Raw genomic sequence first — 13,845 nt, forward strand, 5'->3', positions numbered from 1 at the left:
GCGTTCGCGGCGCAGCGCGCGCCGCGGGCGTCCGTTTCCTTCCTTTCCGACACGGAAGCCATGAACGTCTATCTGCTGCAGATCGTCAACGGCATCGGCGTGGGCATGCTGTATTTCCTGCTCGCCGTCGGCCTGTCGATCGTGTTCGGCCTGCTGCGCTTCGTGAATTTCGCTCACGGCGCGTTCTATCTGCTCGGTGCGTACCTCTGCTACCAGGCGCTGCAATGGTCGGCGAATTTCTGGGTCGCGCTCGCGGTCGTGCCGCTCGTCGTCGGCGCGTTCGCATGGATCGTCGAGAAGCTGGTGCTGCGCCACGTGTACGCGCAGCAGCACGAATTCCACATCCTCGCGACGGTCGGCCTCGCGCTCGTGCTGCAGGAGTGCGCGATCCTCGCGTGGGGCCCGCTCGGCGACAACGTGCCGCCGCCCGACGCGCTGAACGGCGTCGTGATCTGGGGCGGCTTCGTCTACCCGAAATACCGGCTGTTCGTGATCGGCTTCACGGCCGTGCTCGCCGCGTTGCTGTGGTGGGTGCTCGAAGGTACGCGGCTCGGCAGTACCGTGCGCGCGGGCAGCGAGTCGACGGAGATGGTGTCGCTGCTCGGCATCAACGTGACGCGTGTGTTCAGCCTCGTGTTCGCGCTCGGCGCGGCGACGGCCGCGCTGGCCGGCGTGCTTGCCGCACCGATCCGCGGCGTCGATCCGTTCATGGGGATCGAGGCGCTCGGCGTCGCGTTCGTCGTGGTCGTCGTCGGCGGGATGGGGAATTTTCTCGGCGCGCTCGTCGGCGGGCTGCTGGTCGGCATCGTGCAGAGCCTGATGAGCACGCTGTGGCCGGAAGGCGCGCGATTGATGATCTACGTCGCGATGGCGGCCGTGCTGCTGCTGCGTCCGAACGGTTTGCTGGGGAGGGCCGCATGATCGATTCGTCGAAACCGCTGCCGCCCGGCGCGGCGGCGGCGCAACGCCCGCGGCCGTGGCGCGGCCTGCTGCAGCGGCCGGAAGGCTGGCTCGCGGTGGTGGCCGCGTGCGGGTTGCCGCTCGTACTGAGTTCGGGCTCGCTTGCGACCGAAGTGCTGGTGTTCGCGCTCGCCGCGCTCGGCTGCAACCTGCTGCTCGGCTACACGGGCCTGCTGTCGTTCGGGCAGGGCATCTTCTTCGGGCTCGGCAGCTACGCGGCGGGGCTGGTGCTGACGCGCGGCGTCGCATCGGTGAGCGTCGCACTGCTTGCGGCGGCGGTGCTCGGCGCCGTCGCGGCCGCGCTCGTCGGCTGGTTCTCGATCCGGCAGCGCGGCACTTATTTCGTGATGCTGACGCTCGCGTTCGGGCAACTGTTCTACTTCCTCGCGTATACGACGCCGGACGTGACGGGCGGCGACAACGGGCTGCTCGACATCCCGCGCCCCGCGCTCGCCGTGTTCGGGCATCCGCTCGTCTCGCTGGATTCGCCGTGGCGTTACTACGGCTTCGTCGCGGTGCTGTTCGTCGCGGTGTTCTGGCTGCTGTTGCGCGTGTCGCGTTCGGTGTTCGGCCGGACGCTGCTCGCGATTCGCGACAACGAGGCGCGCGCGGCGGCGGCCGGCTACGACGTGAAGCGCTTCAAGCTCGCGGCGTTCGTGATCTCGGGCGCGGTCACGGGCCTGGCGGGCGCGCTGCACGCGCTGATGACGGGCATCGCGCCGCTGTCGAACATCGACTATCACACGAGCGAGATGATCCTCGTGATGACGGTGATCGGCGGCACGGGCAACCTGTTCGCGTCGGTGCTCGGCGCGGCGTTCTACGTGCTGTTCGCGGACTGGCTGTCGACGCTGTGGCCGCGCTGGCTGCTGCTGCTCGGCCTCGTCCTGATCGCGGTCAGCCTGTTCATGCAGCGCGGGTTGTGGGGGCTGGGCGAACGCATCGTGGTGTCGCTGCGGCGTGGCGATCGCGCGGCGGCCACGGTCAAGGAGCGGCAATGAGCGAAGCGATTCTCGAAGCGCGCGGCATCGTCAAGCGTTACGGCAAGTTCACCGCGCTGGGCGGCGTCGATCTGCGCATCATGCCGCGCACCGTGCATTCGGTGATCGGCCCGAACGGCGCGGGCAAGACGACGCTGTTCCATACGCTGACGGGCACGCTGCCGATCACGTCGGGCTCGATCCTGTTCGACGGTCACGACGTGTCGCACGAACCCGATCACAAGCGCGTGCGGCGCGGCATCGCCCGCTCGTTCCAGGTCACGAGCCTGTTTCCGAACCTGAGCGTGCGCGAGAACCTGCGCGTCGCCGCGCAGGGCGTCGAATCGCGGCGGGCGCTGAATCCGTGGACGCCGCCGCGCGGCGCGCTCGCGCATGACGGCATCGTCGACGACGTCCTCGAGCGGCTCGGCCTGCAGCGCTTCGCCGACACGGCGGCCGGCGTGCTGTCGCATGGCCAGCAGCGCCGGCTCGAGGTCGGCATGGCGCTGGCGGCGCGGCCGCGCGCGATCTTTCTCGACGAGCCGACGTCGGGCATGGGCATCGACGATCTCGACGACATGAAGGCGCTGATTCGCGGCCTGCGCGACGACTATACGGTCGTGCTGATCGAGCACAACATGGGCATCGTGATGGATATCTCGGACACGATCACGGTGATGCAGCAAGGGCGCGTGCTGGTCGAAGGCAAACCCGACGCGATTCGCGGCGACGCGCGCGTGCGCAGCGCGTATCTCGGCAACATGATCACCGGAGGCCGCGCATGATGCTCGACGTGAAGGAGGTGCACGCGTGCTACGGCAAGAGCCACGTGCTGCAGGGCATTTCGCTGAACGTGAACGAAGGCGAGACGGTGACGCTACTCGGCCGCAACGGCGCGGGTAAATCGACGACGCTGAAGACGATCGCGGGCGTCGTCGCGCCGACCGGCGGCACGGTGACGTTCGCGGGCCGGCCGGTGGCCGGGCAGCCGGCGCACCGGATCGCCGCGGGCGGACTGTGCTTCGTGCCCGAGCATCGCGGGATTTTCCGGCTGCTGTCGGTCGAGGAAAACCTGCGGCTCGGCGCGCGCCGCGATTCGCCGTGGCAGCTCGACGATATCTACCGGATCTTTCCACGCCTGAAGGAGCGCCGCCGCAACGGCGGCGCACAGTTGTCGGGCGGCGAGCAGCAGATGCTCGCGATCGGCCGCGCGCTGATGAATCATCCGCGGCTGCTGATGCTCGACGAGCCGGTCGAGGGACTCGCGCCGGTGATCGTCGAGGAGATCGTCGAGCAGTTGAAGCGGATCAAGGCGGCCGGCGTCGCGATCCTGCTCGTCGAGCAGAACCTCGAAGTGTGCACGCAACTCGCGGACCGCCACTTCGTGATCGAACAGGGCGTGATCGTCTACGAAGGCAGCAACGCGGCGTTCGCGGCCGATCATGACGTGAAGGACCGCTACCTGGGTGTCGGTGTGGCATGAGCGCCGGGCCCTTTCAATGCGAGGAATGGCAACGATGCAAGTACTGGATTTGACTCCTGGCTTCGCGGCGTCCGGCTTGCGCGTCGATGGCGCGCGGCTGTGGGACAGCCTGATGCGGCTCGCGCGGATCGGCGCGACCGACAAGGGCGGCGTGTGTCGCCTCGCGCTCACCGAACTCGATCGCGATGCGCGCGACTTGTTCGTCGCATGGGCGAAGGAAATCGGTTGCACGGTGCGCGTCGATGCGATCGGCAATATCTTTGCGCGGCGCGCGGGCGAACGGGACGACCTGCCGCCCGTGGCGACGGGCAGCCATATCGACACGCAGCCGACTGGCGGCAAGTTCGACGGCAACTACGGCGTGCTGGCCGGCCTCGAGGTGCTGCGTACGCTCGACGACGCCGGGGTACGCACGCGTGCGCCGCTCGAGGTGGCCGTCTGGACCAACGAGGAAGGGTCGCGCTTCGTGCCGGTGATGATGGGTTCCGGCGTGTTCGCGGGCGCGTTCACGCTCGACCATGCACTCGCGCAATGCGACCGCGATGGCGTGTCGGTGCGCGATGCGCTGGCCGCGATCGGCTATGCGGGCAGTGCCGACGACGGGAACGGCGCGCATCCGGTCGGCGCGTATTTCGAAGCGCATATCGAGCAGGGGCCGGTGCTGGAAGCGCATGGCACGACGATCGGCGTGGTCGAGGGGGCGCTCGGGCAGCGCTGGTACGACGTAACCGTCCACGGGATGGAGGCGCATGCGGGCCCGACGCCGATGGAACTGCGCCGCGACGCGCTGCTGGTCGCGGCCGATCTCGTGCGTACGGTGAACGGCATCGCGCGTGCGCATCCGCCGCACGGACGCGGCACGGTCGGCTGGGTCGACGTGCACCCGAATTCGCGCAACGTGATTCCCGGCCGCGTGACGTTGACCGTCGACCTGCGCGCGGCCGACGACGCGACGCTGACGGCGATGGATGCGGAATTGCGTGCGGCATGCGCCGACCACGGCGCGGCGGCCGGGATGCGGATCGACATCGAGCCGGTCGTGTACTTTCCGCCGCAGCCGTTCGATCCGGCGCTGGTCGAGCAGGTCCGCGCCGGCGCGAGCGGGCTCGGGCTGTCGTCGATGAACGTGATCAGCGGTGCGGGCCACGACGCGGTGTATCTCGCGCGCGTCGCGCCGACCGCGATGATCTTCGTGCCGTGCAAGGACGGCATCAGCCATAACGAGATCGAAGACGCCGATCCGGCGCATCTGGAAGCCGGCTGCAACGTGCTGCTGCACGCGATGCTGGGCGCGGCCGGGATCGCGGGGGGCGCTGCGCAATGAAGATCCTGATCGCCCGGATGAACCACGAGACCAACACGTTCTCGCCGGTGCCGACGCCGCTCGCCGCGTTCGGCCGCAACGGTCCCGACTGGGGCGACGACGCGTATCGCGCGAATCATGGGATGCGTACCGCGATGGCCGCGTTCATCGATGCGGCCGAGCGCGCAGGCGCGGACATCGTGACGCCCGTATCGGCGGCCGCGAACCCGAGCGGGCCGGTCGCGGCCGACGCGTATGCGGCGATCTGCGATGCGATCGTTGCGGCCGCACCCGGTTGCGACGCGGTGATGCTCGATCTGCACGGCGCGATGGTCGCCGAGCAGAGCGCGGACGGCGAGGGCGATCTGCTCGCGCGCGTGCGCGCGGCGCTGCCCGACGCGCCGATCGCGGTCGCGCTCGACCTGCACGCGAACGTCACGCAGAAGATGATCGACCATGCGGACGTGATCGTCAGTTTCAAGACCTATCCGCACGTCGACATGTATGAGACGGGCGACCATGCGGCGCGGCTGCTGCTCGACCGGCTGCACGGCCGCGCGCGGCCCGTGCTCGCGTGGCGGCAGCCGCCGCTGATGACGTCGACGCTGCGCAGCGCGAGCGCCGAAGGCGCGATGCGGCGCGCGGTGGAGGCCGCGCGCGCGGCCGAGGCTGAAGGGATGCTCGCGGTGTCGATCCTGCCCGGCTTCTCGCTCGCGGATATTCCTGCACCGTGCATCAGTGTGGTCGTGGTGGCCGATGGCGACCGCGCCGCCGCCGACGCAGTGGCCGAGCGCATCGCGCGGCAGATCTGGGATGCGCGCGATGAATTCGTCTATCGCAGCGCGCCGCTCGCCGAATCGGTTGCGCAGGCTGCGGTGCTCGCACAGGGCGCGGACCGCCCCGTGCTGATGCTCGATCATGGCGACAACTGCATGTCGGGCGGCCCGTGCGACACGATGGACCTGCTCGAAGCCGCGCTCGCGCACGGCCTCGACGGGATCGTCAGCGGACCGTTGTGCGACCCCGAGGCGGTCGCGACGCTGATCGATGCGGGCGTCGGCGCCACCGTCACGGTGCCGGTCGGCAACCGGTTGCCGTCGCACGGCGGCGTGCGGCGCGAACCGTTTCGCGCGACGGGCATCGTGCGCGCGATCACCGACGGCGAATACGTGATCACCGGGCCGACGTATACCGGGCAGCGTGCGTACATGGGCCGCGCGGCCGTGCTCGACATCGGCACGGCCACGCTCGTCGTCACCGAGCGCACGCAGGAGCCGTGGGATCTCGGCGTGTTCGAGAGCGTGGGTGTCGATCCACGCCGTGCGCGCTTCCTGCTGCTGAAGTCGCGAATGTATTGCCGGCCGGTGTTCGTGCCGATTTCGTCCGCCCTGGTCGAATGCGACAGCCGCGGCGTGACGGGCTCGGACTACGGGCTGTTTCGCTACGAGCGACTCGCGCGGCCGGTGTATCCGCTCGACGACGTCGTCGAATGGTCATCGGGCACGCGACGCACGGATTGACGGAACCGCAGCGGAACCGAAGCGGAACCGAACCGGGAACGAGACGCCGGGTCGGCCCGCTTTCGGGCATCATGCGATGGCGCCGGCCCGTCGAGCAGCAGGGTCGGGCAAACCATTGCGTCCGCAACCGATCCGGAGAATCGACCGCCATGCATTCGAATCCTTTCCACCTGCGCAGCGCGCGCCTGCTCGCCGCGCTGACCCTCGCCACGACGGCCGTTACCGTGCACGCCGCCGACTGGATCGTGTCCGGCAACGACGGCAAGTACCAGCGCGTCGAGGGCCGCGACACCTATCTGCCCTCGCCGCCCGCCGACACGCTGACGCTGCTCGACGCGAGCACCTTCCCGCCGAAGGTCGCGCTGCAGGTCGACGTCGAGAACGGCATCCAGGGGCCGCCGCAGGCCGTCGCGATCACGCCCGATGCGAAGCTTGCGCTGGTCGGCGCGCCAACGCGCTATGACACGGCCGCGAAGCAGCTCGTATTCGACACGTTTCTACAAGTCGTGAATCTCGACAGCGCACCGCCCGCGATCACGCGCATCGAGCTCGGCACGCATCCGCAAGGGATCGCGATCGACCGCTCGGGCCGGCTCGCGCTCGTCGCCAACGTCGACGGCAGCGTGTCGATCCTGCGCATCGACGGCACGCAGGTGACGCTCGACGGCACCCTGAAAATCGGCAAGAAGCGGCTGGCCGGGATCAGCTTCACGCACGACGGCAAGCATGCGCTCGTGTCGCTGCGCGACGAGCAGGGCATCGCGGTGCTGAACGTCGACGACGGCAAGGTGACCGACAGCGGCACGCGCCTGAGCACGGGCGTCGCGCCTTACACGATCGACGTGTCGAGCGATAACCGCTGGGCCGTCGTCAGCAACGTCGGGCTCGCCGGGCTGCCGGGTTACACCGGCACGCTCGCGGGCGACGCCGATTCGGTCGCGCTGATCGACGTGTCGCGCGTGCCGTTCCGCACGGTACAGTACCTGACGGTGCCGTCGCTGCCGGAAGGTGTCGCGATTTCGCCGAACGGGAAGTGGATCGCCGTGCAGGCGATGGACGGTTCGAACCTGACGGCCGACAACCCGGGCCGCCACAAGCTCGGCAAGGTGCTGCTGTTCGAGGTCCGCGACGGACAGGCCGTGAAGGTGAGCGAGGTGCCGGGCGGCGAAGCCGCGCAGGGCATCGTGTTTACCGCCGACAGCCGGCACGTGATCGTGCAGTTCAACGTCGAACGGCAGCTTGCGCTGTATGCGGTCGAAGGCGGCAAGCTGCGCGATACGGGCAAGCGGATCGCGCTGACGGGCGGGCCGTCTTCGTTGAGGACGTTGCCGCGCTGACGCGCGACGCAGGGCTTGTTCGCGGCGCGCGGGTCAGTCGTGAGAGGGGGGAAGCCATCATCGCGCGGCTCGACGAAGCGTCGTGGATTGCAAGCCGCGGCGCCGTTTGCGACGGCACGCCGTTCGGCCGCGCACTTACGGACGCAGCAGATCGAACCCGCCGAACACCACGACACCGCTGAGCACGATCATCGCGACGGAGTGCTGGCCGAAGTAGAGAATCGCGGCGGCGAGCCACGTCGTGATGCAGAAGGCGCCGATGCGGGCCATCGTGTGTTCCTCGAATGCGTGATGAGGTGAATGTGTGCCGCACGGCGTTCGCCGCTCGAGCGGGCGAGCGGAGTACGCATGCGGACGGACGGAAACGGCAACGCGGGAAGCCGCGATCGCGGCGCCGGCCCATGTCGCATGCCGCGCGCAACGGGGCAGGGAGTCGAAGCTGGCGGCGTCGCGGTCGGGCCCGACGGAGGCCTCGACATGCGTAGCCAGCCGGCGAAGCGGCGATTTTACCAGCGCCGCCATGCGGCCAATCTGGCCCTTTCGCGATCCATTGTGCTCATCGCGTGGCAATCCACCCGACCCCGATATTCAAGTTTCGTGTGACGAATGCCGTAAACGAGATGGAAGGCGATTTCCGCCCTGTCACTTCGTTTACCGACATACGGACCGACACGATGCAGATCGATTTCTCCACGGCCGCGCGATCCCCGCTCGCGGATAGCGGCGTGGCCGCGAACCCGCCCGCCGCGACGTCGCCCACTGGCGCAACGAATGCCGCGAGCACGACGGGCACGGACGGCACCACGGGCGCGAGCGGCACGACCCGCCCCTCCGGCACGAAGGATTCGGCCGGCGCCACCGGCGAAACGCCTGGTGCGGCGGGCGCATCGTCGGAAGACCCGGCGGTTGCCCAGTTGAAGGCGCTGATCGAGCGGCTGCAGAAACAGCTTGCGACGCTGGAGCGGCAGATGGCCACCGCCGCCCAGCGCGCGAAGGACGATCCCGCTGCGGCCGTCGAACAGCAGTCGCTGAGCGCGGAAGCCAGCGCGATTTCGGCCGCGCTCGCGACGGCGATCTCGCAACTCGCCGCGGCGCTCGAAAAATCCGGCGGTTCGCCGTCGGGCGGCCTGGTGTCGACGCAGGCCTGAGGGGCCACGACCTCATCGGCCCCGCATTACAATCGCAAGCTCGTCTCCTTCTCAAGGATGGCTGAACGATGAATGCGGAACTCGACGACGACGAACTCGTTCGCTTCGACACGCACGGCGGCACGCCGCTGCCGGCAGCCGATGCCGAAGGATGGCTCGATCACGACGGTGCGCGCATCTGGCACGCGTCGTTCGGCCGGGGGCCGGCGGTCGTGCTGCTGCACGGCGGCCTCGGCCACGGCGGCAACTGGGGCAACCAGGTGCCGGCACTGCGCGCGGCCGGCTACCGCGCGATCGTGATCGACAGCCGCGGCCACGGCCGCAGCACGCGCGACGACCGGCCCTATTCATACGAACGCATGGCATCGGACGTGCTGGCCGTCCTCGACGCGCTGCAGGTCGGCCGTGCACGCTTCGTCGGCTGGAGCGACGGCGCGTGCATCGCGCTCGTGCTGGCCGCGCGCGCACCGGAACGCGCGGCGGGCGTGTTGTTCTTCGCCTGCAACATGGATCCGGGCGGCACGAAGGAGATGTTGCCGAGCCCGCTGATCGAGCGCTGCTTCGCGCGGCATCGCAAGGACTATGCGCGACTGTCCGCGACACCGGAGCAGTTCGACGCGTTCGTTGCGGCCGTCGGCGAAATGATGCGCACGCAACCCAATTACACCGCGCAGGATCTCGCGGCGATCACCGTGCCGGTCGCGATCGTGCAGGGCGAGCACGACGAATTCATCCGGCCCGAGCATGCGGCGTACCTCGCGCGCACGATCCCCGGCGCGACGTTGACGATCCTGCCCGGCGTGAGTCATTTCGCACCGCTGCAGCGACCGGCGCGGTTCAACGCGGCGATGCTGGCGTTTCTCGACCGGCTGCCGGGATGATGCACGCACGGCCCGCCGGCGAGCGGGCGCGTGCGTCGGCCCGGGTTCAGACCATCGCGTTGTCGGCGCCCGGAATCTCGTGCGCCTTGATCTGCTTGCGCTGCAGCTTGTAGCGAAGCTTCCCGAGCATGCCGTCTTCGTGGCTGACACGCGTGATGTTCAGCACGTATTCGTCGTCCGGTGCGATGGCCTGCGCGCCCATGATCCATCGCACGCTTTCGCGATAGTCGTACAGCGACTTGTCGTTGATGTCGGCAAGGAAGAACGACAGCGCGGCCATCGCGGCCGGGTGACCGCCTTCGGCATGTCGGCGCAGTTCGTCGACGTAGCGATGGCGCGACGGATAGTCCTCGATGTCGCCGATGAACATCAGCATGCACTCGAGGCCGTCCGTATGCCCCATCTCGTGCGCCTTGCGCGCGGCCTCGACGGCCTCGGTCTGCATGCGCACGCGTTCGGCACGGTCCGTGCTGGTCTGCCCGATGTGATGGTACGTGTAGCCGAGCCGGTACGCTGCCATGTTGCCGCCGGCCTCCATCGATTCGCGGAAGTAGTGGGCGGCGCGGTACGGGTCGGCCTCGACATGCATGCCTTCCTTGTAGAAGCAGCCGAGCAGGTAGTCGCACGAATCGCCGCCCGCCTCGTAGCCGAGCTGGCAGATGGCGAGGGCATCGGCGGGGCGCCGGTTTTCATACTCGAATGCGGTGGCGATCTGGTTCCATGCGAGCGAGCCGGGCTCGTTCTCGCGCGCGGCTTCGAGCCAGGCGTCGCCGCGCGCGTCGTCCTGGGCGAAGCCGAACGTGCCCGTGCGATGGGCGTAGCCGCGCAGGATCATCGCCGACGTGCAGGCGCGTGCGTCCGATGCACGTTCGATCGCGCGGGGCAGCCAGTCGCCCTGTGGATCGCGGCCGAGCGCCAGCCGCAAACCCATCGCCATGGCGCGATTGTCGTCGATCGGCTCGTTGCGTTCGGCTTCCTGCAGCCGCGCGTAGGCCTGTTCGTACTCGCTGCGCTTGAAATGGCTGTACGCGAGCCAGTGCAGCGTCTCCCAGCGGTGGTACGGATGCAGCGCGGCCTGCGCACGCGCGAGCGTCGCGGTCATCGCGCGGCGTGCGTCGTCTTCGTCGTCATCCGCGTCGAGCGTGTTGCCGGCGTAGTCGTCGCGCCAGATCTCGTGCAGCAGCCGGTCCTTCTCGACCGCGTCGAGGTGCGCGCACGCGTCGGACGCGACGAAGGCGCGGATGTGATCGTGCGAGCCGCCCCAGCGCGGCTGCATGTACCAGATGAACGTGCGCATCGGGAAGAACAGCTTCGGATGGATGTGCAGCGTCGCTTCCATCCAGTACCACTTTTCCTTGCGCAGCTTCTTGCCCTGGACGGCGCCGGGCAGCGCGTCAGGAAATTCCGGCGGGCAGGCGGCCGGCACGTCGGGATTCAGTCCCGAACGCGCGAACATGTGTTGCAGTTCGGCGCGCGTGGCTTCGTCCTCGGCGCCGGCGTTCAGGTGCAACTCGGTGACGGGCCAGCGGCGCTCGCGCACGAGCTGCGTGAGCCAATCGGGTTCGCCGAACGACGACACGCTCGTGAAGATCACCATCGGCGCGCTCCACATCGTCGGTGCGAGCACCAGCGCGCGCAGCGCGGCGACGAGCGTCAGCGTCGCGCATGCATGCGCGCCGATCCAGCCGGCTTCGGTCACCGTTTCGGCCCAGCCGCTGCCGCGGTACTCGTAGGCCCAGTGATGCCAGTAGTGCGCTTCGCACAGCCACGCATGCGCGGAGCGCGGGTTCGCGGCCTGCCACGCGCGCAGGCGCGCGAGGCCTTCGGCGCCGGCGTCGATGCACGGCTGCACGTCGGCCGGCAGCGCGTCGACGTACCGCGCTTCGGCGGTGCGATCGGCGAAGCTGGCGGCGAGCGCGGCATCGAGTTGCGCGTCGAGCGCGGCATGGTCGCCCGCGCGCAGCAGCGCGTCGACGTCGCAAATGTGCCAGCGGGATGTCGCGGGCGGAATCAGGTCGGCGGAAGCGGAGGACATGTCGGTATCGGCGGTCATGACGAAACGGGTTGGGGATCGAAGATGCGGTAGCGCTTCCACGGCAGCGCAAGCCAGTTTCCGGACGGATTGCGCAGGTACTCGCGCACTTCCTGCGTGGCGCGCGACGACGCGGGGCCGTCCTGGCCGCTGCCGCGCAGCCACTGCTGGCGCGCTCGCGCATACGCGAGCCCGAAATCTTCCCAGCTGTCGAAGCTGTCCTGCGCGCGCTGCGCATTGAGCAGCAGCACGACCCACGCGTGCTGTTCGGACGCCCAGCCGAGCAGCGCGATGCAGCGCACGAGAAACGCGGTGCGCGCGCAGTCGAACGCGAGTGCGTCGCGCACGCGCCCGAGCGCGGCGAGTTGTTCGTAGAAGCCGTCGTGCGAGCGACCGACGCCGCGAATCCAGCCCGCGAGGATCGACGGCACGCGCTGCACGATTTGCCACTCGGGCAGGTCGGCCGGCAGGTCGAGTTCGCGCCGCAGCTGGCGCGCGAGCTGTTCGCGCTGCGAGTCCGGCAGCGCATAGACGAGGTCGTCGCAATCGCAGCGCAGCCCGTTGCGGATCAGCAGGATGTCGGCCAGCGCGAGCGCCCAGCGGCGGCGGTTCGGCGGCGCCTGCTCGGCCTGCGCATGTGCGAGCCGGACGGCCGTGGTTTGCCGCACCGGCACCGCGCTGTCGGCGCCCGCGGCCTGGTCGGCGTCGACTTCGCGCACCAGCCGCGCGGCGACCCGGAACGAGCGCCACACGTACCACACGAGCCACAGCGCGACCGCGCCGAGCAGCAGTTTCAGCATGACGGACTCCCGTCCGCCGGCACGGGCAACGCGAACGCCGCGCACAGCGCGGGGTCGATCGCGATGCCTTCGATCTCGAATGCGGCCGTGGCCGGCGGTGCATCGGGCATGCGCGCGGCCGGCAGCGCATCGGCCGGCAACGCATGGCGCGCGGCCGCCGCGACGGCCGGATCGATCTGCCGCAACTGGCCGAGCGCATAGGGTGCGTTGCGCAGCAGCAGCCATTGCAGCACGGCCGGCGGCTGCTCGAAATGCTCGATCAGGTGGAAGTTGGCGCTCATCACGCTCAGCAGATGGTCGGGCGAGCGCACGTCGGTGACGAAGGTCCAGGTGCCGGTGGCCGCGCCCGGTGCATCCGGCTCGAACACGAGGCCCATGCCCTCGCAATCGGGGTGACGCTCGCCGCGCGGCGCGAGCGCGCGCAGGAACTGGCGGACGTCGTCGGCATAGCGGCGCACCGGATGGCGATTCTGCTTGCCCTTGATCTGGTCGATGCGCAGGCCGTCGCCGCTTACCTGCAGGCTGATCGTCACGTGCGGCTGGTTGCCCGCACCGCGCAGCGTGAACAGGCGCAGCCGGCCGTCCTGCGCGGCCTGCGCGTACTGCTCGCCGTAGCCGCCGCGCAGCCGTCGGCGATCGGCGAACTGGCCGAGGCAGTGCTGCATGTAGTACGACTCGTACGCGAGCTCCTCGCGCAGCGCCGCATGATCGCCGACGAATTCGAACACGATTCCGTTCGGCGTACGCAGTACCTCGCGCAGCGCGAGGCCGCTGCTCGGCACCCAACCCTTGTCGCGACGCGCCTGCATCCGCTGGTGCTCGCGTTCCCACATGTCGAGCGCCATCGCGCAAGTGATGCGCTGCAGTTTCTGCGCGAGCCGCGTGCCGGCGCGCGAGCGCAGGAATTCGACCAGCACGCGTTCGCGGTCGATCAGCAGCATGTGCTCGGGATCGATGAAGTAGAGCGGCGCCGGCTCGGCGGCGGGCGGCTGCGTCGCGTCGGATGCCGGGCCGGAGGCCGGGGATGCCGCGGAGGTCGCAGATGCCGGTTGCGCGCGGAACCGGCGCACGAGCCATTCGGGTGCCGGCCGGTCGGCACCGGCGAGCGCGCGGTAATCGGCGAGCGAAGCGAGCGGCTGCGCCTGCTCGAACGCACCGACGACCCAGCGGAAGAAATGGTTGCCGAGCCACGCGCGGATCTCGGCCGGATCGCCGCGCGCGGTGCTGCGGCGGGCGATGGCCGCCTTGACGTCGGGCGCATTGACGACATCGCGCGGCCGATAGGCCGACGCGGCCACGGTTTCGGTCACGGGCTCACTCTCCGGTCGGGCAGGGCGTGCGCGGGCGGTGCGCGCGCGACCCTGGCGGTGCTTCTGGCTCAAGGGCGAAACGGCGAGCGTA

General features: G+C 69.4%; 13 protein-coding genes. 9 read left to right on the forward strand and 4 right to left on the reverse strand.

Features of this window, described 5'->3' with window-relative positions; genetic code table 11:
- Nucleotides 1-60 precede the first annotated feature (60 nt).
- The 7 genes from HWX07_RS05950 (at nt 61) to HWX07_RS05980 (ending at nt 7,583) form a co-directional block, all read left to right on the forward strand.
- The gene (locus HWX07_RS05950; RefSeq protein ID WP_027792118.1) at nt 61-921 is read left to right on the forward strand and encodes a branched-chain amino acid ABC transporter permease; all 861 of its coding nucleotides are present in this window, start codon (nt 61-63) and stop codon (nt 919-921) included.
- Nucleotides 918-1,961 (forward strand): branched-chain amino acid ABC transporter permease, encoded by a 1,044-nt coding sequence (locus HWX07_RS05955; protein ID WP_175875588.1) that lies wholly within the window; start codon nt 918-920, stop codon nt 1,959-1,961. Before HWX07_RS05950 ends, HWX07_RS05955 begins: the two co-directional genes overlap by 4 nt.
- Complete coding sequence (locus HWX07_RS05960; RefSeq protein WP_077220225.1) at nt 1,958-2,725, forward strand: ABC transporter ATP-binding protein; 768 nt, start codon at nt 1,958-1,960, stop codon at nt 2,723-2,725. The genes HWX07_RS05955 and HWX07_RS05960 overlap by 4 nt, the downstream gene beginning before the upstream one ends.
- Nucleotides 2,722-3,423 (forward strand): ABC transporter ATP-binding protein, encoded by a 702-nt coding sequence (locus HWX07_RS05965; RefSeq protein ID WP_006481111.1) that lies wholly within the window; start codon nt 2,722-2,724, stop codon nt 3,421-3,423. The genes HWX07_RS05960 and HWX07_RS05965 overlap by 4 nt, the downstream gene beginning before the upstream one ends.
- Before the next feature lie 34 nt (nt 3,424-3,457).
- Complete coding sequence (locus HWX07_RS05970) at nt 3,458-4,747, forward strand: Zn-dependent hydrolase (protein ID WP_175875589.1); 1,290 nt, start codon at nt 3,458-3,460, stop codon at nt 4,745-4,747.
- The gene (locus HWX07_RS05975) at nt 4,744-6,246 is read left to right on the forward strand and encodes a M81 family metallopeptidase (protein WP_175875590.1); all 1,503 of its coding nucleotides are present in this window, start codon (nt 4,744-4,746) and stop codon (nt 6,244-6,246) included. Before HWX07_RS05970 ends, HWX07_RS05975 begins: the two co-directional genes overlap by 4 nt.
- Before the next feature lie 149 nt (nt 6,247-6,395).
- Nucleotides 6,396-7,583 (forward strand): beta-propeller fold lactonase family protein, encoded by a 1,188-nt coding sequence (locus HWX07_RS05980; RefSeq protein ID WP_175875591.1) that lies wholly within the window; start codon nt 6,396-6,398, stop codon nt 7,581-7,583.
- Nucleotides 7,584-7,718: 135 nt separating this feature from the next.
- Here the strand turns inward: HWX07_RS05980 and HWX07_RS05985 are convergent, their stop codons facing one another.
- The gene (locus HWX07_RS05985; RefSeq protein ID WP_175875486.1) at nt 7,719-8,105 is read right to left on the reverse strand and encodes a hypothetical protein; all 387 of its coding nucleotides are present in this window, start codon (nt 8,103-8,105) and stop codon (nt 7,719-7,721) included.
- Between the two features lie 152 nt (nt 8,106-8,257).
- Here HWX07_RS05985 and HWX07_RS05990 point away from each other — a divergent pair, with 152 nt between their 5' ends.
- Both HWX07_RS05990 and HWX07_RS05995 read left to right on the forward strand, forming a co-directional pair.
- A complete protein-coding gene (locus HWX07_RS05990; protein WP_175875592.1) occupies nt 8,258-8,731 on the forward strand; it encodes a hypothetical protein in 474 nt (157 codons plus the stop codon).
- Between the two features lie 68 nt (nt 8,732-8,799).
- Nucleotides 8,800-9,612 carry an alpha/beta hydrolase gene (locus HWX07_RS05995; protein WP_175875593.1) on the forward strand — a complete coding sequence of 271 codons (813 nt, stop codon included), beginning with the start codon at nt 8,800-8,802 and terminating at the stop codon, nt 9,610-9,612.
- 46 nt (nt 9,613-9,658) lie between these two features.
- On the opposite strand, the gene HWX07_RS06000 is transcribed toward HWX07_RS05995, so the two are convergent.
- The 3 genes from HWX07_RS06000 to HWX07_RS06010 are packed head-to-tail and all read right to left on the reverse strand — an operon-like array spanning nt 9,659 to nt 13,754.
- Nucleotides 9,659-11,647 (reverse strand): DUF4034 domain-containing protein, encoded by a 1,989-nt coding sequence (locus HWX07_RS06000; RefSeq protein WP_244129936.1) that lies wholly within the window; start codon nt 11,645-11,647, stop codon nt 9,659-9,661.
- A gap of 14 nt (nt 11,648-11,661) precedes the next feature.
- Nucleotides 11,662-12,444 (reverse strand): DUF1266 domain-containing protein, encoded by a 783-nt coding sequence (locus HWX07_RS06005; protein WP_175875595.1) that lies wholly within the window; start codon nt 12,442-12,444, stop codon nt 11,662-11,664.
- Nucleotides 12,438-13,754, reverse strand: a complete 1,317-nt coding sequence (locus tag HWX07_RS06010; RefSeq protein ID WP_175875596.1) for a hypothetical protein — start codon at nt 13,752-13,754, stop codon at nt 12,438-12,440. Before HWX07_RS06010 ends, HWX07_RS06005 begins: the two co-directional genes overlap by 7 nt.
- Nucleotides 13,755-13,845 lie beyond the last annotated feature (91 nt).

Origin of the sequence: Burkholderia sp. BCC0097, from assembly GCF_902832985.1 — a bacterium.
Classification (GTDB): Bacteria; Pseudomonadota; Gammaproteobacteria; order Burkholderiales; family Burkholderiaceae; genus Burkholderia; species Burkholderia orbicola.

What these genes read in the sequence shown, in the direction of transcription:
- HWX07_RS05950 (WP_027792118.1), top strand. Translation starts at nt 61, where the DNA reads ATGAACGTCTATCTGCTGCAGATCGTCAACGGCATCGGCGTGGGCATG.
- HWX07_RS05955 (WP_175875588.1), top strand. Translation starts at nt 918, where the DNA reads ATGATCGATTCGTCGAAACCGCTGCCGCCCGGCGCGGCGGCGGCGCAA.
- HWX07_RS05960 (WP_077220225.1), top strand. Translation starts at nt 1,958, where the DNA reads ATGAGCGAAGCGATTCTCGAAGCGCGCGGCATCGTCAAGCGTTACGGC.
- HWX07_RS05965 (WP_006481111.1), top strand. Translation starts at nt 2,722, where the DNA reads ATGATGCTCGACGTGAAGGAGGTGCACGCGTGCTACGGCAAGAGCCAC.
- HWX07_RS05970 (WP_175875589.1), top strand. Translation starts at nt 3,458, where the DNA reads ATGCAAGTACTGGATTTGACTCCTGGCTTCGCGGCGTCCGGCTTGCGC.
- HWX07_RS05975 (WP_175875590.1), top strand. Translation starts at nt 4,744, where the DNA reads ATGAAGATCCTGATCGCCCGGATGAACCACGAGACCAACACGTTCTCG.
- HWX07_RS05980 (WP_175875591.1), top strand. Translation starts at nt 6,396, where the DNA reads ATGCATTCGAATCCTTTCCACCTGCGCAGCGCGCGCCTGCTCGCCGCG.
- HWX07_RS05985 (WP_175875486.1), bottom strand. Translation starts at nt 8,105, where the DNA reads ATGGCGGCGCTGGTAAAATCGCCGCTTCGCCGGCTGGCTACGCATGTC.
- HWX07_RS05990 (WP_175875592.1), top strand. Translation starts at nt 8,258, where the DNA reads ATGCAGATCGATTTCTCCACGGCCGCGCGATCCCCGCTCGCGGATAGC.
- HWX07_RS05995 (WP_175875593.1), top strand. Translation starts at nt 8,800, where the DNA reads ATGAATGCGGAACTCGACGACGACGAACTCGTTCGCTTCGACACGCAC.
- HWX07_RS06000 (WP_244129936.1), bottom strand. Translation starts at nt 11,647, where the DNA reads ATGTCCTCCGCTTCCGCCGACCTGATTCCGCCCGCGACATCCCGCTGG.
- HWX07_RS06005 (WP_175875595.1), bottom strand. Translation starts at nt 12,444, where the DNA reads ATGCTGAAACTGCTGCTCGGCGCGGTCGCGCTGTGGCTCGTGTGGTAC.